This window comes from Rhodococcus sp. 14-2470-1a (assembly GCF_002259425.1).
GTDB classification, from domain to species: domain Bacteria; phylum Actinomycetota; class Actinomycetes; order Mycobacteriales; family Mycobacteriaceae; genus Rhodococcoides; species Rhodococcoides fascians_E.
In genome coordinates this window covers 91,863-114,690 of sequence record NZ_NPFZ01000001.1, presented here as the reverse complement: position 1 = coordinate 114,690, position 22,828 = coordinate 91,863, and the positions used below count along the sequence as shown (strand labels likewise).

Here is a 22,828-nt window from a genome sequence, read left to right as displayed (position 1 = left end):
TCTGTCGGACCGATCGGTCATACTCCCACGCATGAGCGGTGTGTTGGCGGCGATGTTGGACCTGGCCCTTCCACGTGAATGCGGTGGCTGCGGCCGACCTGGCGCCCAATGGTGCGCGCGGTGCGAGGACGAGTTGGCGAGCCCGCCGATCGCGCTGACTCCACGCGTGGACCCGTTCGTGCCGTGCTGGGCGCTCGGCACGTACGTCGGCGCCCGCCGGGCGGCGGTGCTCGCCCTCAAGGAGCGCAATCGACACGACCTGGCGGCGCCGATAGGCCGAGCCGTCGCGGCAGCGCTACACCATCTGAGGGTGTACGGGCATGTGGATCCACCGGAACTGGCTCGCCTCGTGCTGATACCCGCCCCGACGCGGGCGCGTGCCGCACGCAGTCGCGGCGGTGATCCGGTGCGCCGGTTCGCCGCCGATGCCGCAGCTGCGCTGTGGCCGGAACCGGTGTCGATGGTGCCTGCACTCACGATGGCGCACGGCGTACGGGATTCCGTCGGTCTCGGTGCCGCACAGCGAGCGGCCAACATCTCCGGCAGGATTCGAGTGCGTCGCGGTGCGCCTGCTCTCGAACTCGGCTGCGGCGCAGGCTCGGCCACCTCGGTGCTGCTGATCGACGACGTGATGACCACGGGTGCAACCGCCGCCGAATCGGTAAGAGTGCTAAAGGAATTCGGAGTCCCGGTCGACGGAGTCCTGGTGGTGGCGGCAGTCTGAGACTCCCATGGACTGCTCCATCCGTGATGGGACCGCTACGTGACTGAACAAGTTCTGAGAATGTCGGCGAATTCCGCGTGAACGGTGGCACACCGGCGGATGACCGACTAACGTCGCAGTCACGTACTTGCAGAGCAAGAACCGGTGGTTCCGCTGTGTGAGGCGATGCGACTTCTCGTTACGTGGAGGTGATGCGGCTGAATCTGATGCCGGTTGGTTCCCCACTCGGCATGAGCACTTGCCGCGTCGCACCGGCGGCGTGGCCGATATCGGGAGGTACGCGTGACGACCCCTTCACAAGCTTCGGTTTTCTTCGACGAGAAGCCTTCGGACGAGTCCACCAAGACCCATGCCGACGTTGTGGTCAAAGGCCGCAACGTCGAGATCCCAGACCATTTCCGGATCTACGTATCCGAAAAACTCGCCAGGCTCGAACGTTTCGACCCCTCCATCTACCTGTTCGACGTCGAACTCCAACACGAGCGAAATCGCCGACAGGCCAAGGCATGTCAGCGCGTGGAAATCACCGCGAAGGGCAAGGGCCCCGTGGTTCGTGCCGAGGCATGTGCCGACAGTTTCTATGCAGCCCTGGAATCGGTGACCTCGAAACTGGAAAGCAGGCTGCGTCGCACGAAGGACCGTCGCAAGGTCCACTACGGAGAGAAGCGTCCCGTCTCGGTGGCCGAGGCCACCGCCGAACTCGCCGAGGACGACGATCTGGCGATCGACCCGGACATCAAACTCGACACGTTCGAGGACGAGCCGTCGGGCCCCGGTCAGATCGTGCGCACCAAGGTTCACTCCGCAGCCCCGATGAGTGTGGACGACGCACTCTACGAAATGGAACTCGTCGGCCACGACTTCTTCCTTTTCCACGATTCTGCGACCGACAGACCGTCGGTGGTGTACCGCCGTCACGCGTTCGACTACGGGTTGATCAGGCTCACATGAGCTGAGAATTACGTAGGAACACCCTGAGACGAAGCAGGCCTCACCCGGAAAACACCAGGTGGGGCCTGCTTTGGTACGTGGGTCTGTGGGCCCTGACGGTCCAGCGCCTACCATGGTTGCGTCAGGTCGCATCGGCAGGTCGCATCACCAGAGCTCGTCGCGACGTCGGAGGGGCCTGCACCGCCAACCTGTCGACCGAATACAAGTAACCGAGGATCGAGGACGAGAAAGCCCGTGCCTTCGCTGTCGTTTTCCAAGCTGCTCCGTGTCGGTGAGGGTCGCATGGTCAAGCGACTCAAGAACATCGCCGACCACGTGTCCACCCTGTCACCGGACGTCGAGGGCTTGTCCGACGACGAGCTCAGGGCCAAGACCGTCGAATTCAAGGAGCGCTACGCCAAGGGCGAAACGCTCGACGAACTCCTGCCCGAGGCCTTCGCCGTTGCGCGCGAAGCATCGTGGCGCGTCTTGAGCCAGCGGCACTTCGACGTCCAGGTGATGGGCGGAGCGGCCCTGCACTTCGGCAACGTCGCGGAGATGAAGACCGGTGAAGGCAAGACCCTGACCTGCGTCCTCCCGGCATACCTCAACGCGCTGTCCGGTGACGGAGTGCACGTCGTCACCGTCAACGACTACCTCGCCAAGCGCGACTCGGAGTGGATGGGACGAGTTCACCGTTTCCTCGGCCTCGAGACCGACGTGATCCTGTCCGGCATGACCCCGGCCGAGCGTCGTACCGCGTATGCCGCCGACATCACGTACGGAACCAACAACGAGTTCGGCTTCGACTACCTGCGCGACAACATGACGCACTCGCTCGACGATCTGGTCCAGCGGGGGCACAACTTCGCCGTGGTCGACGAGGTCGACTCGATCCTGATCGACGAGGCCCGCACGCCACTGATCATCTCGGGCCCGGCCGACGCGTCGTCCAAGTGGTACGGCGAGTTCGCCCGCATCGCACCGTTGCTGAAGAACGACGTCCACTACGAGGTGGACATCAAGAAGCGCACGGTCGGTGTGCACGAGGCAGGCGTGGAGCTGGTCGAGGATCAGCTCGGCATCGACAACCTCTACGAGGCCGCCAACTCGCCGTTGGTGAACTACCTCAACAACTCGATCAAGGCCAAGGAGCTCTACACCAAGGACAAGGACTACATCGTCCGCGACGGTGAGGTCATCATCGTCGACGAGTTCACCGGTCGTATCCTCGTCGGCCGCCGGTACAACGAGGGCATGCACCAGGCCATCGAGGCCAAGGAGAAGGTGGAGATCAAGGCCGAGAACCAGACTCTCGCCACGATCACGCTGCAGAACTACTTCCGGCTCTACGACAAGTTGTCCGGCATGACCGGTACCGCGCAGACCGAGGCCGCGGAGCTGCACCAGACCTACGGCCTCGGTGTGATCCCGATCCCGACCAACCGCCCCATGGTGCGGGTGGACAACGGCGACCTCATCTACAAGACAGAGGAAGCCAAGTTCGACGCCGTCGTCGACGACGTCGTCGAGCGACACGGCAAAGGTCAGCCCGTGCTGATCGGTACGACGAGCGTCGAGCGTTCGGAGTACCTGTCCAAGCAGTTCACTAAGCGCGGCGTCGTCCACAGCGTGCTGAACGCCAAGTTCCACGAGCAGGAAGCGACGATCGTCGCCGAGGCCGGTCGCCACGGCGCCGTCACGGTCGCCACCAACATGGCAGGGCGTGGTACCGACGTCGTGCTCGGCGGTAACCCGGACATCATCACCGACGTGCAGCTCCGCAAGCAGGGCCTCGATCCCGTCGAGACGCCCGATGAGTACCAGGCAGCGTGGGACTCCGCTCTCGAAACGGTGAAGGCTCAGGTCAAGGCCGACGCCGAGACCGTGCGCGCCGCCGGCGGCCTGTACGTCCTCGGCACCGAGCGTCACGACTCACGCCGTATCGACAACCAGCTCCGTGGTCGATCCGGTCGTCAGGGTGACCCGGGCGAATCGCGCTTCTACCTGTCGCTCGGTGACGAATTGATGCGCCGGTTCAACGGTGGTGCGCTCGAGTCGATCATGACCCGGCTCAACCTCCCGGACGACGTTCCCATCGAAGCCAAGATGGTGTCGAAGGCGATCAAGAGTGCGCAGACCCAGGTCGAGCAGCAGAACTTCGAGATCCGCAAGAACGTCTTGAAGTACGACGAGGTGATGAACCAGCAGCGCACCGTCATCTACGAGGAGCGGCGTCGCATCCTCGAGGGCGCTGACATGGAGGGCCAGGTCGAAAGCATGATCACCGACGTGATCACTGCCTACGTCAACGGCGCGACCGCCGAGGGCTACGTCGAGGACTGGGATCTCGAGCAGCTGTGGACAGCGCTGAAGACGCTCTATCCGGTGGGTCTCGACCACAAGGAGCTCTCGCACGAGAACGAATTCGGTGAGAAGAGCGACCTGACCCGCGAAGAACTCCTCGAAGCACTGCTGGCCGACGCGCGCGCCGCGTACGCCACCAGAGAGAAGAGCATCGAAGAGGTGGCGGGCGATAATGGTATGCGTGAGCTCGAACGCCGTGTGCTGCTGTCCGTCCTCGACCGCAAGTGGCGTGAACACCTCTACGAGATGGACTATCTGAAGGAAGGCATCGGCCTGCGAGCGATGGCACAGCGTGACCCGCTGGTCGAGTACCAGCGCGAAGGCTATGACATGTTCCGAGGCATGCTCGAAGGACTCAAGGAGGAGTCCGTCGGATTCCTGTTCAACCTTCAGGTCGAGGCCACACCTGCCCCAGCCGGTCCGGCCGTCGGTGCCGGCCTCGCGGTCGCACCGGGACTCGCCTCGCCCGTCGGAACTCGGGCAGCGAACACCGGCACGGCCCCGGCAGCGTCGGCTGTCGCGGGCGCGGCTCCGGCGTCGGCGGGTCAGCCCGCGCCGGCCCGTCCGGAACCGAAGAAGGAGGCGCCTGCCGCCCCCGTTCCGTCGGCCTTGCGCGCGAAGGGCCTGGACGACCGCACCGAGGAGCGTCTGACGTTCTCCGGCCCGGACGAAGACGGAGGGACCGCAGTTCGCCGGTCCGGTGTCGCGACGGCACCCAACTCGTCGGGCGGCGACGCCGCGGCGCAGGGAACGCGTCGGGAACGCCGCGAAGCCGCTCGGGCACAGTCGAAGACGTCCAAGCCGGCGCGGTCCAAGAAGAAGCGCTAGGGGTCTCGGTCACGTCGCTGCACGGCATCAGACGACGCGCAGCGACGTGACTGTCCACCCGGTGTACTTGAGGCTGCGCCGGTACTCGAGGCGGGCCGCGACCGCGAACACCCGCGTCCCGCGCGTGTAGGTTCCGAACACTTCCGTCGCGTTGCGTGCGGCGTGCGTGACGTGAATGCGACGCAGGCTGGCCGCCCCCAGCCGTCGACCCGGTGGTTCGGTGCGTGCGATCGTCCGCACCGATTCCACGACGTTCGGGGCGAACAGCTGTCCCATCTTCTCGGGCGGCCGTCGTCGATCCAGGACCTCCAGCAGCAACCGAACTGCCTGCTCGGCGCCGCGGCGAGCATCGTCGGACACCGGATTCTCGCTGTCCACCACCAACGGGCCGATGCGCGATCCGCGTGCGGCGGCAGGTCCGGAACCTTCGGGGTGCTCGTGGTGTCCGACGCTGCGCGGGAACGGGCGTCGGCGACGGGTCGGCCTGCTGCAGGCAGCAGGGACGGCCTGACTGTCCGTCACCGGCCCGTCGTTCGCACGTGCGCTGTCCGTCGGCGGTTCGAATGCTGTGGCGCGGGCGATGTACGCGAACCGGCGTGCATCCGACATGGCGTTCATTCTCGGTCCCTCCGGCGGATTCGGCTTCTTGGTAATTCAGACGGAACCGAGGCGCAGTCGGTTCCATCGAACGTCGGCCGAATGGCTGTAGCCTGTGGGTTCGTCTAGGTTCGAGTACGACGAACCACCTCGCTCGACGAGTGGTGATCGGCACGGTGTGGCTAAGGATTGGGGAACCGGTACCCGCGATGGCGAACAGACTGACAACTCAGGATGCGTCGTTCTACTTCCTCGAGGCCAGCAGTACACCGATGCATCTCGGTTCTCTCGCGGTGTTTCGCACGCCTCGCAACGGTTTCCGCTACGAGGACCTGCTGTCGCTGGTGGAGCAGCGCCTCGCTCTGGTGCCGCGGTACCGACAGAAGGTTCGGGAAGTTGCGTTCGGCCTGGCCCGGCCGGTGTGGGTGGACGACGGCGAGTTCGACATCACGTATCACATTCGCCGCTCGGCCCTACCGAAGCCGGGATCGGACGAGCAACTTCACGATCTGGTGGCGCGGCTGACGTCGCGGCCCCTGGACCGCACTCGGCCCCTGTGGGAGATGTACCTGGTCGAGGGTTTGAGCAAGAACCGGTTCGCGATCTTCACGAAGTCGCACTCGGCGCTCGTCGACGGTGAGAAGGCGCTCGAGATCGGCCAGGTCATTCTGGATGCAACCAAGAGCCCGCCCGCGATGGCGGAGGAATTGTGGATGCCTGCGCGCGAACCCAAGGAATCCGCGCTGGTGATCGACGCCATCACGGAACTGATCGCCTCCCCGAGCGAGGGAGTCGAGATCTTGCGTGGTGCCGCGGCCGGGGTGGCCGGAATCGCCGGGGGAGCGCTCGGCGCAGCGGGAAAGGTGCTGTCCGTCGTTCGGACCGCCGCCCAGACCGCGCCGACGAGCCCCCTGAACGCCCCCATCTCGAGGAACCGACGTTTCGCGGTCGCGAAGACCGAACTGACCGACTACCGCAAGATTCACACACGTTTCGACTGCTCGATCAACGACGTCGTGTTGGCCGTCGTGACCGGAGCTCTCCGCAACTGGCTGCTGTCGCGGGGCGAGCCCGTCACGGCGTCGTCGACCGTGCGCGCGATGGTTCCGATGTCGGTCTACGTCGCCGAGGATCCGTCGGGTTACGAGCGCGCGGACCGGCTGACGGGAGACCACGACCCGGAGATGCCGCCCCGCAGCGAGGTGTCGTCGTTCCTGATCGACCTGCCGGTGGGTGAGCTGAACGCGGTGGTGCGGTTGTCGCACATCGCGCACGCCACCGAGGCGCACGCCAAACAGTCTCCGGGGGTCACCGCGGACACGTTGATGCGGATCTCGGGGTTCGCGCCCGCCAGTTTGCACGCGATGGGTGCCCGGGCGGGCAGCAGGCTGTCGAGGCGCCTGTTCAATCTGATCGTCACCAATGCCCCGGGCCCACAGTTCCCTCTGTACGTGGGAGGTGCCCGTATGTTGGAGATGTTCCCCGTGTCGCCGCTGTTCGAGAACCAGGCTCTCAGTATCGGTTTGACGTCGTACGACGGATTCGTGTGCTTCGGCCTGAACGCCGATCGTGGCGCGATGCCCGACGTCGACGTCATCACCGTCCTGTTGCGCGAGGCGCTCGAAGAGCTCGTCGACGCCAGCAACGAATCGAGAGTGTGAGGTACGCGTGAGGGTCTATGTTCCGGCGACGGTCGCCATGTTGCGGACGCTGGTGGCCGACGGTGAGTTCCATCCGGTCAGTCGTACCGCGTTCGCGGTGACCCCCACCCTCCGTGAGGCCTACTCGTCGGGAGACGACGAGGAGCTGGCCGAGGTCGCGATGAACGAAGCGGCGAGGGCGTCACTGCGTCTGGTCGGTGCAGCACTGGAAGACGAGGGCGACGGTGTCGTCGACGGCTCGGTCGTGTTCCGGCGTGCGGTGATCGCCGCGGACGTGGAGGATCCGACGCTTCGGCCGGACCTGGACGACGCCGTCGTTCGGTTGAAGGAGCCGCTTCGGATGAGCGAGGTCGCGTCGGTCCACGTCGACCTCGAAGGCGCCGAGTCCGCTGTCGAGAAGGCGGTCGGGGTCGTGGATGCGGCGGACATGGGCGATCCGGACGCCGAGTTCGTCCTCGGTGATGCCGAGGATCACGCCCTCGCGTGGTACGCGACGCAGGAGCTGCCGTTCCTGTTGGAGTTTCTGTAGAAGTCGAACGCCCCAGTAACCTACGGTAGCGTAACCTTGATATGGGCCTGTTCGCGCCAGCTGGTCCAGCACGTCAGCGTTGTCTCTGTCTCGAACGAGGGGTAAGTACTTTCCGATGGATCTCAAGAAGTGGCTGGAAGCTCCCGCCGCGGGTGTATCTGCTCCCAAGCGTCCGAAGCTCAACATGTTGCGTGGCGCGATCACGCGCATCACCACACCATTGCTACCCGACGACTACCTGCACCTCGCCAACCCGTTGTGGTCGGCGCGTGAGCTGCGCGGTCGGATCGTTCGGGTGGAGCAGGAGACCGCAACGGCGGTCACTCTGGTCATCCAGCCTGGATGGGGATTCAACTTCGACTACCAGCCCGGGCAGTACATCGGGATCGGATTGCACCTCGGCGGGCGCTGGCACTGGCGCTCGTATTCGCTCACGTCCGCACCCAACTGGGACGAGAAACTGATCTCGATCACGGTGAAGGCGATGCCGGAGGGCTTCCTCTCCAGCCACCTCGTCGGCGGCGTGCCCCAGGGCACCATCGTTCGGCTGGCCGCTCCGAAGGGCAATTTCGCGCTCCCGACGCCGCCGCCGGAGAAGATTCTGTTCATCACGGCAGGCAGCGGCATCACACCCATCATCTCCATGCTCCGCACCCTGGACAGGCACGGAGACATGCCGGACACGGTGCACATTCATTCGGCACCCACCGAGGACGAAGTGATGTTCTCCGACGAGCTCGCATCGCTGGCGACCGGTCATCCGCAGTTCACCTCGCACGTGCAGTTGACCAGATCGGACGGCAAGTTCGCGTTGGCGTCGCTGGACGAGCTCTACCCGGACTGGCGCGAGCGTCAGACGTGGGCGTGTGGGCCGTCCGGCTTGCTCGAGGAGATCGAGCGAGTGTGGAAGTCGGAGGGAATCGAGGACAGACTGCACCTCGAACGCTTCGAGATCGCCCGGGCCGACACGTCCGGCAAGGGCGGCAAGGTGACCTTCTCCAAGTCGGACCGGTCCGTCGAGGTCGACGGTGCCACGAGCTTGTTGGAGGCAGGGGAGGGTCTGGGTGTGCAGATGCCGTTCGGGTGCCGGATGGGTATCTGTCAGACGTGCGTCGTGCCGTTGACGGCCGGGCACGTCATCGACTTGCGCTCGGGCAAGGAGCACGGTGAAGGCGACCGTATCCAGACCTGCATTTCGGCGGCTGCAGGCGACTGCACACTCGAGCTCTGACCGGCCGAGACGCGGTGTGAGCGTGCTCCAACCCACACGGACTTCTCAGTAAGTTCGGCTACCCTTGCACTGGCGCACAGAGGCGAAAACGCATTTCGGGCCCGCGCCCACGACTTTCGGAGGACCACGGTGGCCATCACGGACATCAAAGAGTTCGCACACCTGACCGAAGAGGACATGGAAGCCTTCGGCAGAGAATTGGACGCGGTCCGCCGCGACATCGAGGATTCGCGCGGCGAGAAGGATGCCGCGTACATCCGTCGGACCATCAAGCTGCAGCGCTGTCTCGAGTTCGGCAGCCGAATCGTGCTGTTGGGCAGCAAATACCGTCCAGCGTGGCTTGTGGGTACCGCGATGTTGAGCGTTGCGAAGATCATCGAGAACATGGAGCTCGGGCACAATGTGATGCACGGGCAGTGGGACTGGATGAACGACCCGGAGATCCATTCGGTGTCGTGGGAATGGGACCAGACGGGCCCGTCGGAGCAGTGGAAGCGCGCGCACAACTACTCCCATCACACCTACACCAACATCGTCGGCATGGACGACGACATCGGCTTCGGCATTCTCCGTATGACTCGCGACGAAGCGTGGAAGCCGATCAACCTCTTGCAGCCGATTGCCAACGTCCTCCTGGCGGCGACGTTCGAGTGGGGCATCGCTCTGCACGACTTGGACGCGCAGAAGGAACTGGACGGCGAGCACGAGAAAGAGTTCTGGAAGTCTCCGTCCAATCGTGCGTTCGCTCGCAAGATCGCCCGTCAGGTCGGCAAGGATTTCGTTCTGTTCCCCGCGTTGACCGGTCCTGCGTGGAAGAGCACTCTGACCGCCAACGCGACGGCAAATCTCGTCCGAAACCTGTGGGCCTACGCGGTCATCTTCTGCGGCCATTTCCCCGACGGTGCAGAGAAGTTCACCATCGGTCAGTTCGAGACGGAGACGCGCGCGGAGTGGTACCTGCGTCAGATGCTCGGCAGCGCCAACTTCGACGCCGGCAAGGTCATGGCGTTCATGAGCGGCAACCTGTGCTACCAGATCGAGCACCACATGTTCCCGGACCTGCCCAGCAACCGGTACGAGGAGATTTCCGAGAAGGTGCATGCGCTGTGCGAGAAGTACGACCTTCCGTACACCACCGGGTCGCTCGGGAAGCAGTACCTGCTGGCGCTGCGTACCATTCACAAGCTGTCGCTTCCTGATCAGTGGTTGCGTGCCACGTCGGACAATGCGCCCGAGACCAGTTCCGAGCGTCGGTTCAGGGCGGGTGACGAGCCGACGGTGCATGCGCTCCGAATCGATCCACTGACCGGTAAGCGTCGCGGTCTCCGTTCGGCCATTGCAGAAGCGCGGGTCACGTTGCGGAACGCGAAGAAAGAAGCCAAGCGACAGGCCAAGGCTCTCCGTCAGGCGCAGAAGTCGCGCGTGAAGTCTCTCACACCTACGGGGTCGTAACCTACGCTCCCGTAAGTTACGGTACGGTAGTGGTGAACGTGCACGACGTGCATCACCGACGACTGCCAGGAGGGCCGTAACCCGTGGCGATTTCGGACATCAAGGAATACGCGCATCTGACCGATGCGGACGTGGAGGCGCTCGGCGTCGAGCTGGATGCAATCCGCCGTGACATCGAGGCGTCTCGCGGAGAACGCGACGCACGGTACATCCGCAACACCATTCGGCTGCAGCGCACCCTGGAGATCGGTGGCCGTGCCGTCCTCTTCGCAAGCCGCAAGCGCCCGGCCTGGTTGCTCGGGGCAGGCATGCTCGGCGCCGCCAAGATCATCGAGAACATGGAGCTCGGGCACAACGTGATGCACGGGCAGTGGGACTGGATGAACGATCCGGAAATCCACTCCACGTCGTGGGAGTGGGACAACACCGGGCCGTCGGCGCACTGGAAGCAGACGCACAACTACATCCATCACAAGTACACCAACGTGCTCGGAATGGACGACGACGTCGGCTACGGACTTCTCCGTGTCACGCGCGACCAGCGGTGGAAGCCCTTCAACCTCGGCAACCCGGTCTACAACCTGCTTCTGCAGCTCTTCTTCGAATACGGCGTCGCCGCACAGCATCTCGAACTCGGCAAGGTCGCCAAGGGCCGCGTCGAGCGCGAGGAGTTCGAGCGCAAGCGTCGAGAGGTCCTCGAGAAGATCGGCAAGCAGATCGCCAAGGACTACGTGGTCTACCCGGCCCTCACCGGTCCGGCGTGGAAGAGCACGCTGACGGCCAACATCGTCGCCAACATGATCCGCAACGTCTGGACCAACACGGTCATCTTCTGCGGGCACTTCCCGGACGGTGCGGAGAAGTTCACGAAGTCGGACATGGAGGGCGAGACGCAGGGGCAGTGGTACCTGCGGCAGATGCTCGGCAGCGCGAACTTCGAGGCAGGCCCCGTCATGGAGTTCATGAGCGGCAACCTCTGCTACCAGATCGAGCATCACCTGTTCCCGGATCTGCCCAGTAATCGCCTGCGCGAGATCAAGTTCCGAGTTCTGGAACTCGCCGAGAAGTACGACCTGCCCTACACCACCGGCTCGATCGGCAAGCAGTACCTGCTGTCCTGGCGAACCATCGCCAAGCTCTCGCTGCCCAACAAGTACCTCAAGGCAACCGCGGACGATGCGCCGGAGACGGCGTCGGAGCGCAAGTTCGCCGACGAGTCTCGCGGGCTGCTGACCGTCGATCCGGTCACCGGAAAACGCCGCGGATTGCGCACGGCCATCGCGGAATCGAAGAAGAAGAAAGGCATTCGCGGCCTCGTCGCGAAGTTGTCCGCCTAGGACCGTACAAGCACGGACTGGTGACCTCGTGGGTGGAACTGCACTCGCGGGGTCACCAGTTCTCGTTGGTGCGCACGGCTTCCAGCAGTAGACGGACCGCAGCGACGCGTCTCGCTGCATCGCCGGTCAACGTATCGAGCGCGCACTCCGGGTCCGCCGGAGGACCGAGGTGAGTACACCCACGCGGGCAGTCATCGATGGCGTCCGCCAGGTCGGAGAACGCGGCCACCACGTTCTCCGGTGAAATGTGCGCGAGCCCGAAGGATCGAATGCCAGGGGTGTCCACCACCCACCCGCCTCCCGGCAACGGAAGTGCAATCGACTGCGTCGACGTGTGACGGCCCTTGCCGACACCGGACACCGTGCCGGTTGCGCGCTTCGCGTCGGGCACCAACCTGTTCACCAACGTCGATTTCCCGACGCCGGAGTGGCCGATGAGTGCGGTGACGCTGTCGGTCAGCCGTGCGGTGAGGTCGGTCAGATCCTCGCTCTGCCCGGCCAGCACCACCGGGACGTCGAGGTCGGCGAACGCCGAGGCGAACTCGTGTGGGTCGGCCAGATCGCTCTTGGTCAGGCACAGAACAGGTTTCAGACCGCCGACGTATGCGGCGACGAGCGCACGCTCGACGAATCCGGTGCGCGGCGGAGGGTCGGCCAGTGCGGCGACGATCAACAGTTGTTCGGCATTGGCGACCACGACACGTTCGTACGGATCGGTGTCGTCGGCAGTACGGCGAAGCACGGTCCGGCGCTCGGACACCCGAACGATGCGAGCCAACGTGTCCACCTTGCCGGACAGGTCTCCCACGATGTCGACATCGTCTCCGACGACGATGGGTGTGCGACCCAGTTCGCGTGCGCGCATGGTGACGACCGGCCGGGACGGGTCCCCTCCGAGAACGCATCCCCACCGGCCGCGGTCCACGGACACGACCATTCCCGACTGGGCATCGGCATGGTCGGGTCGCGTCTTCGTCCGGGGGCGTGAGCTCTTGCCCGGGCGGATGCGGACGTCCGACTCGTCGTAGCGGCGACTCAGGACGAAACACCTTCGGTGGTCGGCCGTGTCCCTCGCCCCGCGAGCGGCGAGTCTCCCAGCATCGAGGCCCACAGATTTTCGAAACCTGGGAGCGTTTTCGCGGTGGTTCCGATGTCGTCGACTTCCACTCCGGGGACCACCAGTCCGAGAATTGCTCCTGCCGTTGCCATCCGGTGGTCCGCGTACGCTCGCCACACCCCGCCGTGCAGGGCCGCGGGTGCGATGTCCAGACCGTCGTCGGTCTCGGTCGCGTTCCCGCCCAGTCGGCGGATCTCCGCGACAAGTGCTGCGAGACGGTCGGTTTCGTGTCCGCGCAGGTGAGCGATTCCGCGTAGGTGCGATGGGCGGTCCGCAAGCGCGGCGAGAGCCGCCACCGTGGGTGTGAGCTCGCCGACGTCGTGCAGGTCGATGTCGACTCCGGTCGATGTCGCCCCGCCTCGCACCTCGAGGGTTCCGTTCTCGAGGGTTACCGTGGCGCCCATGGATTCGAGAATTCCTCGGATGGCATCACCCGGTTGCGTCGTCGACGACGGCCAGTTCGGAACCCGTACGACACCTCCGGTCACCGCCGCCGCGGCCAGGAACGGTGTCGCGTTCGACAGGTCGGGTTCGACCACCCACGACACGGCGTCGACCGGGCCGGGATGCACGCGCCAGGTGTCCGCGTCGCCGCTGTCGGCCGGAGTGCTCACCTGCACACCTGCGCGCCGGAGCATCTCGACCGTCATGTCGATGTGCGGCATCGACGGTACGGGCTTTCCAGTGTGGTGAATGGTGATGCCGTCGTCGAACGCGGCTGCGCTGAGCATCAGCCCGGACACGAACTGCGAAGAACCCGAGGCGTCGATGTCGACGGCCCCGCCCCGCAGAGTGCCGGACCCGGTGACGGTGAACGGCAGCGAATCCCCGGCCACGTCGGCTCCCAGGTGGCGTAGCGCGCCCAGAATGGTGTCCAGCGGCCGGGTCCGTGCCTGCTCGTCACCGTCGAAACGCACCACACCGTCCGCCAGGGCAGCAAGAGGCGGAACGAACCGCATCACCGTTCCGGCGAGCCCGCAATCGATCGATCCGCCGCGCAGGGCGCCGGGAGTGACCGTCAGAGACGTCGGATCGGCCGGGTCGATCGTGATACCGACTCCGAGTTGCTGCAACGCGGCGATCATCAGGTCGGTGTCACGGCTGCGCAGGGCCGCTGTGACCGTCGACTGTCCGCCTGCCAGTGCGGAGATGATCAACGCGCGATTGGTGATGGACTTGGAACCGGGCAGCGTGACGGTCGCGTCGACGGGGGCTGTGGAGAGCGGTGCGGTCCAGTTGGTCACCACACCATCTTTGCGCATCGGCGCTCAGCTGGTGGCGACGGGCGCCGTCACGGCCCGCGCGAGCCGGACGAGGTCCTTCGGGTCGAGCTCGATCTCGAACCCTCGTCTGCCTCCGCTGCAGAGAATTCGGTCCCAGGCCAGGGCAGATTCGTCGACGACGGTCGCGAGCGCTCGTTTCTGGCCGAGCGGGGAGACGCCGCCGAAGACGTACCCGGTCGATTTCTCCGCCTCCGCTCGGTCTGCCAGCACGATCTTTCTGGTACCGAGGGCCGAGGCTGCGGCTTTGAGGGAGAGTGTCGCCGTGACGGGCAGAACCGCCACCGCGAGTGTGTTGTCGGAACGCCTGAGCACCAACGTCTTGAAGATCTGGTCGGCGACGACACCGAGACGTTCGGTGAGGACGTCCGCCGCTTCCGTGCCGAACGATTCCGACCTCGGGTCGTGGTCGTAGGTGTGCACCGAGTGCTCGACCTTCTCCGCGATCAACAGAGCGACGGCAGGTGTGGAGGCGGCGGGCCGGTGCGCTGAGGGCATCGGATCACTGTAGCCAGACCGGCGCCTGGAATGACCGGGGTGAAGCCGGTGTTGAAGAGCCAAGAGGTACGCAAGGCAAGAGGAAGGGATCTGCTGTGGCAGTGACGACGACCGAGCGCCCGCTCCGGTCCGCTCCGAGTTCGAGTGCGATCTACGTGAAGGCGCTGCCTTCTCCCGCTGTAACCTGGTCGGATATGGCTACCGAAGGGATCAGCGTGGAGGAAGTCGAGCGCCCAGCTCAGGCGGAGGCCGAGGCACCGGTGGAGTCGGCGGCGGACCTGACCGAGCGGTTCGAGCGCGACGCACTGCCGATGCTGGATCAGCTCTACGGCGCGGCACTGCGGATGACGCGGAACCCGGCCGACGCCGAGGACCTGGTCCAGGAGACGTACATCAAGGCGTACTCCGCATTCCGCTCGTTTCGTGAGGGAACGAACCTCAAGGCGTGGCTGTACCGGATCCTGACCAACACGTACATCAACTCGTACCGAAAGAAGCAGCGCCAACCCGCGCAGTACCCGACGGACGAGATCACGGATTGGCAGCTGGCCGCAACGGCCGAGCACACGTCGACGGGACTGCGTTCCGCCGAGGTCGAAGCTCTCGATGCGCTGCCCGACGACGACATCAAGGCCGCGCTTCAGTCGCTGCCCGAGGAATTTCGTATGGCGGTGTACTACGCCGATGTCGAAGGTTTTCCGTACAAGGAGATCGCCGACATCATGGGCACGCCCATCGGCACCGTCATGTCCCGGCTGCACCGAGGACGTAAACAGCTCCGAGGCCTGCTGTCGGACGTGGCACGTGAACGTGGTTTCAATCGCAACGGTGCGGTCGACGCGCACGAGCAGGAGGTCTCGAAGTGACATCGGATGCGAACGACGAAGCCGAACAGAATCGGCAGTTCGAGGCGTTGGACTGCTCCGCGGTCATCGCCGACGTGTGGCTGATGCTCGACAACGAGTGCGACGAAGGCAGCCGGGCTCGGCTTCAACGTCACATCGACGAGTGTGGATCATGCTTTGCCGCGTACGGCATCGAAGAGAAGGTCAAGAGTCTGATCAGTCGCAAGTGCGGTGGTGACCAGGCGCCCGCCGGTCTGCGGGAGCGCCTGAGTATCGAGATAAGGCGAACCGTGCTGATCAAGCACACCGAGCAGGAGTGACGACGCCGGGGTAGATCCGGCCGAGGTACGACGAAGGCCGGGAAGCATCGCGCTTCCCGGCCTTCGTCGTGTGATGAGGCAAATCGTCAGCTGTTCGGACGTTTGCCGTGGTTTGCCTTGTTGTTCTTGCGACTGCGCTTCTTGCGCCCACGCTTACCCATGATGAGCTCCTCTCTACTGGTTCACTACAGTCTTTCACGAGTGGTCGGCCGCCCTGTCACGGGTGCCGGAACCACAGGCGAAACCGCCCGTGAACGAGAGGATGCCAAATGGCCGAGGACGTGCGCGCGGAAATGGTGTCGACCGTGTTCCAGATCGTGGTAACCGAGGGGGACGAGGTGGCGGTCGGGGACACTCTCGTCGTTCTCGAATCGATGAAGATGGAAATTCCGGTGCTCGCCGAGTCGGCCGGCGTGGTCAGCACCATTGCTGTCACCGTGGGCGACGTCATCAAGCAGGGCGACCTGATCGCTGTGGTCTCCTAGACTCTCACCGCCTCGCACCCGCCCACAATCGCGACGGAGCCGTCACCGTGTCGACACTGAGCGACCTGCTCGCCGAACACACCGATCTGACCGGAGAAGCCGTCGATCACCTGCAACGGGTGGTCGGGGAGTGGCAGCTCCTCGCGGATCTGTCGTTCGCGGACCTTCTTCTCTGGGTCGGAACCGACGACGTGGATGCGAGCCCGGACGCCAAGATCCTGTGCGTCGCGCAGTGCCGACCGACGACCGCACCGACGGTGTTCACCGAGGACATGGTCGGCGCCGTCGTCTCGGAGTCCCAGCACCCGACGGTCATGGATTCGCTGGTCACCCGCGACATCGTCAGCAGTGGTTCAAACACCGACAGCGTGCCGGTGCGGTGCGGCGACCACGTCATCGCGATCCTCACTCGCGACGCCAACCCGACGCGGCAGCGGACGGCAGGCGCGCTCGAGGTCGCATACCGGGGCTGCGCCGACGATCTGTGCCGGATGATCAGCGAGGGGACATTTCCCAGCCCCGTGGAACGCACCGACGTCAACTCCTCACCACGTGCAGGCGACGGCTTCATCAGGGTCGACACCGACGGCCGCGTCGTCTATGCGAGTCCGAACGCACTGTCCGCCTATCACCGGATGGGCTTGGCGACCGACCTCTCCGGGACGGATCTGGCGTCGGTGACGCGGTCGTTGATCACCGATCCGTTCGATTCCCAGGAGATCGCCGACCACATTCGTGCGTCGCTGTCGGGAAGCGAGGGATACCGGATGGAAGCCGACGCGCGCGGTGCGACGGTGTTGATCAGAACTCTGTCGCTTCGGCCGCGTGGTGAGTCGGTGGGGGCCATCGTGCTGGTGCGGGACGTGACCGAGGTCAAGCGCCGAGACCGTGCGCTGCTCAGCAAGGACGCGACCATCCGCGAGATCCATCACCGGGTGAAGAACAATCTGCAGACCGTCGCCGCTCTGCTTCGCCTGCAGTCACGGCGATTGGAGAACGACGAAGCGCGCGTGGCGTTGTCGGAGTCGGTTCGACGGGTGACGTCCATCGCGCTGGTGCACGAGATGCTGTCCATGTCGGTGGACGAAGAAATCGACCTCGACGAGATCGTCGACCGGCTGGTCCCGATCATGCTCGACGTCGCCACGGTCAACCCGCGCGTCCGCGTCGCGCGGGAAGGCAAGTTGGGCGTCTTCTCCGCCGAGCGGGCCACACCACTGGTGATGGTGTTGACCGAACTGGTGCAGAACGCCATGGAACACGGATTCGACGCCGGCACCGCGGGTGTCGTCCGCATCTCGGCCGACCGATCCGCGCGGTGGCTCGACGTCGTCATCCACGACGACGGGCGTGGTTTGCCCACAGGGTTCTCGTTGGAGAAGTCCGAGGGTCTCGGCCTGCAGATCGTCCGTACGTTGGTGTCCGTCGAACTGGGTGGCTCCCTCGGGCTCCATCCATCGCCTCGCGGGGGCACGGACGCCTCCCTCCGCGTCCCGCTCGGGCGTCGATCTCCCCGAACCTGAACAGCTGAGCGCCGGACGTCTGGGCGCCGGACAGCAAAAAACCCGGGCTCCGTCGTGGAGTCACCGGGTTCTGCTGTGCCCGGGCGAACCGGGGTGAGGGACTGGCCCTCACCGGTTCACCGGGAGTTATACGGAGCTACGCGCCCGCGTACGTGCATTGCGACGCTTCAGCGCGCGACGCTCGTCTTCGCTCATACCGCCCCACACGCCGGCATCCTGGCCGGACTCGAGTGCCCAGGACAGGCACTCAGCGGTGACAGGGCACCGCGTGCAGACGACCTTGGCATCGGCGATCTGCGCAAGTGCCGGGCCACTGTTTCCCACGGGGAAAAATAGTTCCGGATCTTCGTCGCGACAGATTGCCTTGTGGCGCCAGTCCATCCTCTGCTCCTTACCGGGCGCCGCAGCGCCGTGTTGATTGTTGTTACCGCGATCTGTGTCGTTGCGTTTTCGACTGATGTTCACTCGTGCGTATCCAATGTTTCCGCACTGTTGCTTGTGAATGCTTTCACGAACTTAGGGGAAGTCAAGAGATAGCCGCGCGTCCGTGGTCAAGCTCACTCTGTTAGGCTGCCTTAAGCCTCCTGCGCTCCTTTGTACCCGCTCGAGGGGCAATGTGCAGAGGTTTTCCCAGCAAAAACGCTATGACGCTGCCCACGGGCCCCGGTCTCGGCGCGTCGAAAACCGGTTGAAAACTACCCATTCGGGCAGTATCAGGACCTGTTCTCCGCGATGACCTCGAGCGCCGACGGTGTCGAGTGAAATTCGGCCTCGGTGCGCAATCCGAGGAAGTCTCCGTCCATTTGCAACCCGATGGGTTCGCTGGACGTGATCTTGATGCGTGGAACGTCGTCGACTCGAAAGAGCTTGCGTGACTTGGGTTCCGCGCCTGCCGACAGGAGTTGGCGCGATACGTTCAGGCTCGGCAGGACGCGCGTCGTCCGCATCGCGAAGAGTCCGAGTCCGGTGTCGAACGAGGTGCCCGGATTGGTGTGCACCGGACGCTCGTTCAGATAGGTCCACGGACTCGAGTTGGAAACGAAAGCGTAATGCACGCCCGTTACCGGATCGTGATCTGGAATTTCGACGGTGAGTTTCGGATCACGTCGTTTGTTGCGAAAGAAGGCGCTGACAGCGGCGCGAACGTACCGAGTCGCGGAGACGGGTCCGCCGTCCTTTCGGCCCGCGTCGATCGCCTGGCACACGTCGGCGTCGAGACCCAGACCGGCGTTGAACGTGAACCACCTGTTGTCGCAGTGGCCGAGACCGATGGTGCGGCGCGATCGCGCGGCAAGAAGGTCGATCAGCTGATTGGTGGCGGCAACCGGGTCGGCGTGGATTCCGAGTGAGCGTGCGAAGACGTTGGCGCTTCCGCCGGGGACCACGGCCAGAGCCGGGATGGGACCGATCGTGACGGCGCGCATCGATGTGGGCAGTGGGACCCCGAGCAGCCCGTTGATCACCTCGTTCACGGTGCCGTCTCCACCGTGGACGATGACCAGACCGACACCGTCCTCGCGGGCCTGGCGTGCCAGTTCCGCAGCATGATCGCGGTGGGTCGTGTGTGCCGTGGTGACGCGCACCCGACTCGACAGCGCGTGGGCCAGAAGGTCGCGGGCCGCCGGCGTGGTCGACGTTGCATTCGGGTTCACGATCAGCAGCGCGCGCACGGGGCGTCAGCCTATCCGGTTCTCGGCGTCGGTCCGGTATCGGTGTCGCGCCGGTATCGGTCACGGGGTGCCGTCGGGACAGAACCCTGTCGGGCAGGATCGGTGTTCTAGGCTTTACCGGTGTCCACGCCATCCCTGCCCTCGGTGCCTCCACCTGCGTTCAGGGCCGCAGGAGTTCTCGTCGCGGTGGAAGGAGCAGTTGCCCTCGTCGCAGCGGTAATCCTTCTCGTTCGCGCGATGAACGGCGTGGAGGACCAGGTTGCGAACGGGTACGGAACGGCTGGTTGGTTCGCGGTGATCGGCGTTGCCGTCGGCACGGCGGGAGTCGCTCTCATTCTCGGTCAGCGGTGGGGACGGGCAATCGCCCTCGTCGTTCAACTGTTGCTGTTGCCGGTCGTGTGGTCCTTGCTGACCGATTCTCACCAGCCCCTTTACGGTGCGCTGCTCGGTGCGGGCGCCCTGGCGATACTCGCGCTGCTGTTCAGCCCGCCGTCGTCGAGGTGGATGGCAGCGCAGTACGTCGATGCCGACGACGAGACGCTCTAGCTGCGGGCGGATGCGCGCGCTGCGAGTGCCCTGAGTGGTTCGCCTCCGAGGCGGAACGCTGTCCATTCGCTCTGTGCCACCGCTCCGAGAGATTCGTAGAAGCCGATCGACGGCGTGTTCCAATCCAGCACAGACCAGCCGAGTCTGGTGTACCCGTGCGTCACGCACTCGGCAGCGAGTGCAGCGAGCAGGTCGGATCCGATTCCCGACCCCCTGAGCTCCGGCTGCACGTACAGGTCTTCGAGGTAGATGCCGTTCACGCCGTCCCACGTCGAGAAGCTGAGGAACCACATCGCGAACCCGACGACCTGACCGTCGACGTCAGCGACGTGTGCGAACACCGACGGATCGGCACCGAACAGGGCCGAGCGGATCTGATCCGGACGCACGGTGCACTGCTCCCGCAGCTTCTCGTACTCGGCCAGTTCGTGGATCAGGCCGGTGATGGCGTCGACGTCTCGGTCGGTGGCCCGCCGAATCACGATGCAACTCCGGTCCGAACCGACGGATGGATGTTGTGCACCACGACCTGCCGGAACGAGTGCTCGAACCCGAGGACCGAATACGCGGCAGGGGAGAGGGCGAACCTCTTGCCCTCGGAGACCGGCAGTTCCAGCCAGCGAGTCAGCAGAGCCCTCGAGAAATGTCCGTGTCCGACGAGGACCACGTCGCGTTCGCCCAGGGCCGGAAGAATCACCGACAGCACCAGGTCCGCGCGTGCGCCGACCTGCTCGACGGACTCGCCACCCGGACACGGATGGGTCCACACGGTCCAGTGCGGCACCGTCCGTTGGATCTCGGCGGAGGTCTTTCCTTCGTAGTCTCCGTAGTCCCACTCGGACAGTGCGTCCCACTCCCGTTCGACGGTCAGCCCCGCGAGCTGCGCGGTCCGCAGCGCCCGTGTTCGTGGACTGCTGACGATCAACGGGTCACGCAGGCCGAGCTCGCCGACGAGTTCGCCTGCCGCGGCCGCTTGGCGTTCTCCGACGTCGGTCAGTGGAACGTCCGTCGTGCCGGTGTGCCGTCCCGAGGTGGCCCATTCGGTCTGGCCGTGGCGCAACAGAACTACACGTCCGGAAGCAGTAGTCCCGGAATCAGGGGTCGAGGTGGGGGTGGCGCTCATGGAAGCAATGATGCCGTGTCGGGTGTCACAGGCCTGCAGGTGGTTACCCGTACAAAACGGATTGAGTCGGACGGGCCGTCGGTGGATACTGTTCCGGTCGCGCGACGCACTCGGTTGCTCGCGCATGGGGGCTGCCCGGGGATGCATCGAACTTCTCGGGGACGGATGGTCCACCGACGGAACGGACACACCGCGCACGTTGTCGTGCGTGTTCAGGCAGATGGTGGGCAGTGTTCCTGCTCACCGAGACACGAAGGACGATCGACCATGACGCAGCCAGGGGTAAGTCCGAATCCGGTGAAGCCGGACAAGCTCGACTCCGCCGTCCTCAAGATCGCGGGTGTCGTCGTTCTCGGCGCCATCATGTCCATTCTCGACGTCACCGTGGTGAGCGTCGCGCTTCCCACGTTCATGGACGTGTTCGACGCGACGTACGCGACTGTCGCCTGGACGATGACGGGATACACGCTGGCGCTGGCGACGGTGATTCCGCTGACCGGCTGGGCGGCGGACAGGTTCGGTACCAAGCGCCTGTACATCACCGCTCTCGTGCTGTTCGTGCTCGGCTCGGTGCTCTGCAGCTTCGCGTGGGACATCACCACGCTCATCGCTTTCCGTGTGCTTCAGGGACTGGGCGGCGGCATGCTGATGCCGCTCGGCATGACGATCATGACCAGGGCCGCAGGTCCCGAGCGGATCGGTCGTGTCATGGCCGTGCTGGGCGTGCCGATGCTTCTCGGACCCATCAGCGGCCCGATCCTCGGCGGATGGCTGCTGGAGGCTGCGAGCTGGCACTGGATCTTCCTGATCAACGTTCCGATCGGCGCGGTCGCGCTGATCGCAGCAATCGTCATCTTCCCGAAGGACGATCCGACGCCGTCGGAATCGTTCGACTTCGTCGGCATGCTGATGCTCTCTCCCGGCCTCGCACTGTTCCTGTTCGGAGTGTCCTCGATTCCCGAGACCGAGACGGTGTGGGCTGTTCGCGTGCTGGTGCCGGCGATCGTCGGTTTCGTGTTGATCGTCCTGTTCGTCTTCCATGCCCTTCGCATCGAGCATCCGTTGATCGACCTCAGGTTGTTCGCCAACCGGGCGCTCACCGTGGCGGTCCTGACGACCGTCCTGTTCATGGTTGCGTTCATGGGCGCGGGTCTGCTGTTCCCGAGCTACTTCCTGCAGATCCGCGGGGAGACGACTCTGGCTGCAGGTCTGTTGCTGGCGCCCCAGGGAATCGGCGCGATGTTGACGATGCCCATCGCGGGCACCCTCGCGGACCGCATGGGCCCCGGCAAGATCGTGCTCGCGGGCATGGTGTTCATCACCGCGGGCATGGCTGTCTTCACACAGGTCGGTGCCGACACCTCGTACGTGATTCTGCTCGGTGCGCTGTTCGTCATGGGCATGGGTCTCGGTGCGACGATGATGCCGATCATGACCGCTGCTCTGCAGACGCTCACCGATCACAACGTCGCGCGAGGATCGACGTTGATGAACATCGTGCAGCAGACGGCGGGCTCGATCGGTACGGCGGTCATGTCCGTGGTGCTGACCAATCAGTTGAAGGACGTCGCGAAGGCGACGTCTCCGGTCGAGGCTCTCGACATCTCGGCGGGAGCGTTCGGCTCCACGTTCATGGTCGCGCTCGTGCTCATCGTGCTGACCTTCGTGCCGGCGTTCTTCCTGCCCCGGAAGAAGATCACTCCGGCAGAGGGTGCGGACAGCGCCAAACCGGTTATGCTGCACTGATTTCGGTGACGGGCGCGTC

General features: G+C 64.8%; 23 protein-coding genes. 14 read left to right on the top strand and 9 right to left on the bottom strand.

The window, feature by feature from the left end; all coding sequences use genetic code 11:
• Positions 1-31 precede the first annotated feature (31 nt).
• The 3 genes from CH292_RS00560 (at position 32) to secA (ending at position 4,849) form a co-directional block, all read left to right on the top strand.
• Positions 32-724 (top strand): ComF family protein, encoded by a 693-nt coding sequence (locus tag CH292_RS00560; RefSeq protein ID WP_094653778.1) that lies wholly within the window; start codon positions 32-34, stop codon positions 722-724.
• A gap of 282 nt (positions 725-1,006) precedes the next feature.
• Positions 1,007-1,675, top strand: coding sequence for a ribosome hibernation-promoting factor, HPF/YfiA family (gene hpf / locus CH292_RS00555; protein ID WP_019666115.1), 669 nt, complete (start codon positions 1,007-1,009; stop codon positions 1,673-1,675).
• Positions 1,676-1,909: 234 nt separating this feature from the next.
• A complete protein-coding gene (gene secA, locus CH292_RS00550) occupies positions 1,910-4,849 on the top strand; it encodes a preprotein translocase subunit SecA (protein ID WP_019666114.1) in 2,940 nt (979 codons plus the stop codon).
• Positions 4,850-4,876: 27 nt separating this feature from the next.
• On the opposite strand, the gene CH292_RS00545 is transcribed toward secA, so the two are convergent.
• On the bottom strand, positions 4,877-5,467 hold the full coding sequence (locus CH292_RS00545; RefSeq protein ID WP_249277813.1) for an Rv3235 family protein: 591 nt from the start codon (positions 5,465-5,467) through the stop codon (positions 4,877-4,879).
• A 188-nt stretch (positions 5,468-5,655) separates the two neighbouring features.
• On the opposite strand from CH292_RS00545, the gene CH292_RS00540 reads away from it, so the two are divergent.
• The 5 genes from CH292_RS00540 to CH292_RS00520 all read left to right on the top strand — a co-directional run bounded on the left by CH292_RS00540 (position 5,656) and on the right by CH292_RS00520 (position 11,656).
• Entirely contained in the window at positions 5,656-7,107 is a 1,452-nt protein-coding gene (locus tag CH292_RS00540) for a wax ester/triacylglycerol synthase family O-acyltransferase (RefSeq protein ID WP_026347949.1), read from the top strand.
• Positions 7,108-7,114: 7 nt separating this feature from the next.
• Entirely contained in the window at positions 7,115-7,636 is a 522-nt protein-coding gene (locus CH292_RS00535; protein ID WP_019666110.1) for a hypothetical protein, read from the top strand.
• Between the two features lie 115 nt (positions 7,637-7,751).
• Positions 7,752-8,867, top strand: a complete 1,116-nt coding sequence (locus CH292_RS00530; RefSeq protein ID WP_019666109.1) for a ferredoxin reductase — start codon at positions 7,752-7,754, stop codon at positions 8,865-8,867.
• A 129-nt stretch (positions 8,868-8,996) separates the two neighbouring features.
• Complete coding sequence (locus CH292_RS00525) at positions 8,997-10,319, top strand: fatty acid desaturase (RefSeq protein WP_020112114.1); 1,323 nt, start codon at positions 8,997-8,999, stop codon at positions 10,317-10,319.
• A gap of 83 nt (positions 10,320-10,402) precedes the next feature.
• Positions 10,403-11,656: a fatty acid desaturase gene (locus CH292_RS00520; protein WP_033190536.1), complete on the top strand. Its 1,254-nt coding sequence runs from the start codon at positions 10,403-10,405 to the stop codon at positions 11,654-11,656.
• Positions 11,657-11,708: 52 nt separating this feature from the next.
• Here CH292_RS00520 and rsgA read toward each other — a convergent pair whose 3' ends face one another.
• The 3 genes from rsgA to ybaK all read right to left on the bottom strand — a co-directional run bounded on the left by rsgA (position 11,709) and on the right by ybaK (position 14,551).
• Complete coding sequence (gene rsgA / locus CH292_RS00515) at positions 11,709-12,587, bottom strand: ribosome small subunit-dependent GTPase A (RefSeq protein ID WP_231383863.1); 879 nt, start codon at positions 12,585-12,587, stop codon at positions 11,709-11,711.
• A 104-nt stretch (positions 12,588-12,691) separates the two neighbouring features.
• Positions 12,692-14,035 carry a 3-phosphoshikimate 1-carboxyvinyltransferase gene (aroA, locus tag CH292_RS00510; RefSeq protein ID WP_179275225.1) on the bottom strand — a complete coding sequence of 448 codons (1,344 nt, stop codon included), beginning with the start codon at positions 14,033-14,035 and terminating at the stop codon, positions 12,692-12,694.
• Positions 14,036-14,041: 6 nt separating this feature from the next.
• Complete coding sequence (gene ybaK / locus CH292_RS00505) at positions 14,042-14,551, bottom strand: Cys-tRNA(Pro) deacylase (RefSeq protein WP_020112111.1); 510 nt, start codon at positions 14,549-14,551, stop codon at positions 14,042-14,044.
• Between the two features lie 194 nt (positions 14,552-14,745).
• On the opposite strand from ybaK, the gene CH292_RS00500 reads away from it, so the two are divergent.
• A complete protein-coding gene (locus CH292_RS00500; RefSeq protein WP_019666103.1) occupies positions 14,746-15,417 on the top strand; it encodes a sigma-70 family RNA polymerase sigma factor in 672 nt (223 codons plus the stop codon).
• Complete coding sequence (rsrA, locus tag CH292_RS00495) at positions 15,414-15,716, top strand: mycothiol system anti-sigma-R factor (protein ID WP_020112110.1); 303 nt, start codon at positions 15,414-15,416, stop codon at positions 15,714-15,716. Before CH292_RS00500 ends, rsrA begins: the two co-directional genes overlap by 4 nt.
• An 86-nt stretch (positions 15,717-15,802) precedes the next feature.
• Here the strand turns inward: rsrA and CH292_RS29605 are convergent, their stop codons facing one another.
• Positions 15,803-15,877 (bottom strand): 50S ribosomal protein bL37, encoded by a 75-nt coding sequence (locus tag CH292_RS29605; RefSeq protein ID WP_099052202.1) that lies wholly within the window; start codon positions 15,875-15,877, stop codon positions 15,803-15,805.
• A 108-nt stretch (positions 15,878-15,985) separates the two neighbouring features.
• On the opposite strand from CH292_RS29605, the gene CH292_RS00490 reads away from it, so the two are divergent.
• Both CH292_RS00490 and CH292_RS00485 read left to right on the top strand, forming a co-directional pair.
• Positions 15,986-16,201, top strand: a complete 216-nt coding sequence (locus CH292_RS00490; RefSeq protein WP_019666101.1) for a biotin/lipoyl-binding carrier protein — start codon at positions 15,986-15,988, stop codon at positions 16,199-16,201.
• A 47-nt stretch (positions 16,202-16,248) separates the two neighbouring features.
• The gene (locus CH292_RS00485; RefSeq protein ID WP_019666100.1) at positions 16,249-17,724 is read left to right on the top strand and encodes a sensor histidine kinase; all 1,476 of its coding nucleotides are present in this window, start codon (positions 16,249-16,251) and stop codon (positions 17,722-17,724) included.
• Positions 17,725-17,850: 126 nt separating this feature from the next.
• Here the strand turns inward: CH292_RS00485 and CH292_RS00480 are convergent, their stop codons facing one another.
• Entirely contained in the window at positions 17,851-18,105 is a 255-nt protein-coding gene (locus tag CH292_RS00480) for a WhiB family transcriptional regulator (protein ID WP_026347946.1), read from the bottom strand.
• Between the two features lie 332 nt (positions 18,106-18,437).
• Positions 18,438-19,394, bottom strand: coding sequence for a diacylglycerol kinase family protein (locus CH292_RS00475; RefSeq protein WP_019666098.1), 957 nt, complete (start codon positions 19,392-19,394; stop codon positions 18,438-18,440).
• Between the two features lie 120 nt (positions 19,395-19,514).
• On the opposite strand from CH292_RS00475, the gene CH292_RS00470 reads away from it, so the two are divergent.
• Positions 19,515-19,940 (top strand): hypothetical protein, encoded by a 426-nt coding sequence (locus CH292_RS00470; RefSeq protein WP_094627276.1) that lies wholly within the window; start codon positions 19,515-19,517, stop codon positions 19,938-19,940.
• On the opposite strand, the gene CH292_RS00465 is transcribed toward CH292_RS00470, so the two are convergent.
• Positions 19,937-20,422, bottom strand: coding sequence for a GNAT family N-acetyltransferase (locus tag CH292_RS00465; protein ID WP_019666096.1), 486 nt, complete (start codon positions 20,420-20,422; stop codon positions 19,937-19,939). The genes CH292_RS00470 and CH292_RS00465 overlap by 4 nt on opposite strands.
• Positions 20,419-21,063 (bottom strand): acid phosphatase, encoded by a 645-nt coding sequence (locus CH292_RS00460; protein ID WP_179275226.1) that lies wholly within the window; start codon positions 21,061-21,063, stop codon positions 20,419-20,421. The genes CH292_RS00465 and CH292_RS00460 overlap by 4 nt, the downstream gene beginning before the upstream one ends.
• A 267-nt stretch (positions 21,064-21,330) precedes the next feature.
• On the opposite strand from CH292_RS00460, the gene CH292_RS00455 reads away from it, so the two are divergent.
• Positions 21,331-22,809, top strand: coding sequence for a DHA2 family efflux MFS transporter permease subunit (locus tag CH292_RS00455; RefSeq protein WP_179275227.1), 1,479 nt, complete (start codon positions 21,331-21,333; stop codon positions 22,807-22,809).
• The last annotated feature ends 19 nt before the right edge of the window (positions 22,810-22,828 follow it).

Bases quoted from the DNA above. Each gene is read 5' to 3' on its own strand.
- CH292_RS00455 (WP_179275227.1), top strand. From the start codon at position 21,331: ATGACGCAGCCAGGGGTAAGTCCGAATCCGGTGAAGCCGGACAAGCTC.
- CH292_RS00460 (WP_179275226.1), bottom strand. From the start codon at position 21,063: ATGAGCGCCACCCCCACCTCGACCCCTGATTCCGGGACTACTGCTTCC.
- aroA (WP_179275225.1), bottom strand. From the start codon at position 14,035: ATGCGCAAAGATGGTGTGGTGACCAACTGGACCGCACCGCTCTCCACA.
- CH292_RS00500 (WP_019666103.1), top strand. From the start codon at position 14,746: ATGGCTACCGAAGGGATCAGCGTGGAGGAAGTCGAGCGCCCAGCTCAG.
- CH292_RS00560 (WP_094653778.1), top strand. From the start codon at position 32: ATGAGCGGTGTGTTGGCGGCGATGTTGGACCTGGCCCTTCCACGTGAA.
- CH292_RS00540 (WP_026347949.1), top strand. From the start codon at position 5,656: ATGGCGAACAGACTGACAACTCAGGATGCGTCGTTCTACTTCCTCGAG.
- CH292_RS00490 (WP_019666101.1), top strand. From the start codon at position 15,986: ATGGCCGAGGACGTGCGCGCGGAAATGGTGTCGACCGTGTTCCAGATC.
- CH292_RS00530 (WP_019666109.1), top strand. From the start codon at position 7,752: ATGGATCTCAAGAAGTGGCTGGAAGCTCCCGCCGCGGGTGTATCTGCT.
- ybaK (WP_020112111.1), bottom strand. From the start codon at position 14,551: ATGCCCTCAGCGCACCGGCCCGCCGCCTCCACACCTGCCGTCGCTCTG.
- CH292_RS00480 (WP_026347946.1), bottom strand. From the start codon at position 18,105: ATGGACTGGCGCCACAAGGCAATCTGTCGCGACGAAGATCCGGAACTA.
- CH292_RS00545 (WP_249277813.1), bottom strand. From the start codon at position 5,467: ATGAACGCCATGTCGGATGCACGCCGGTTCGCGTACATCGCCCGCGCC.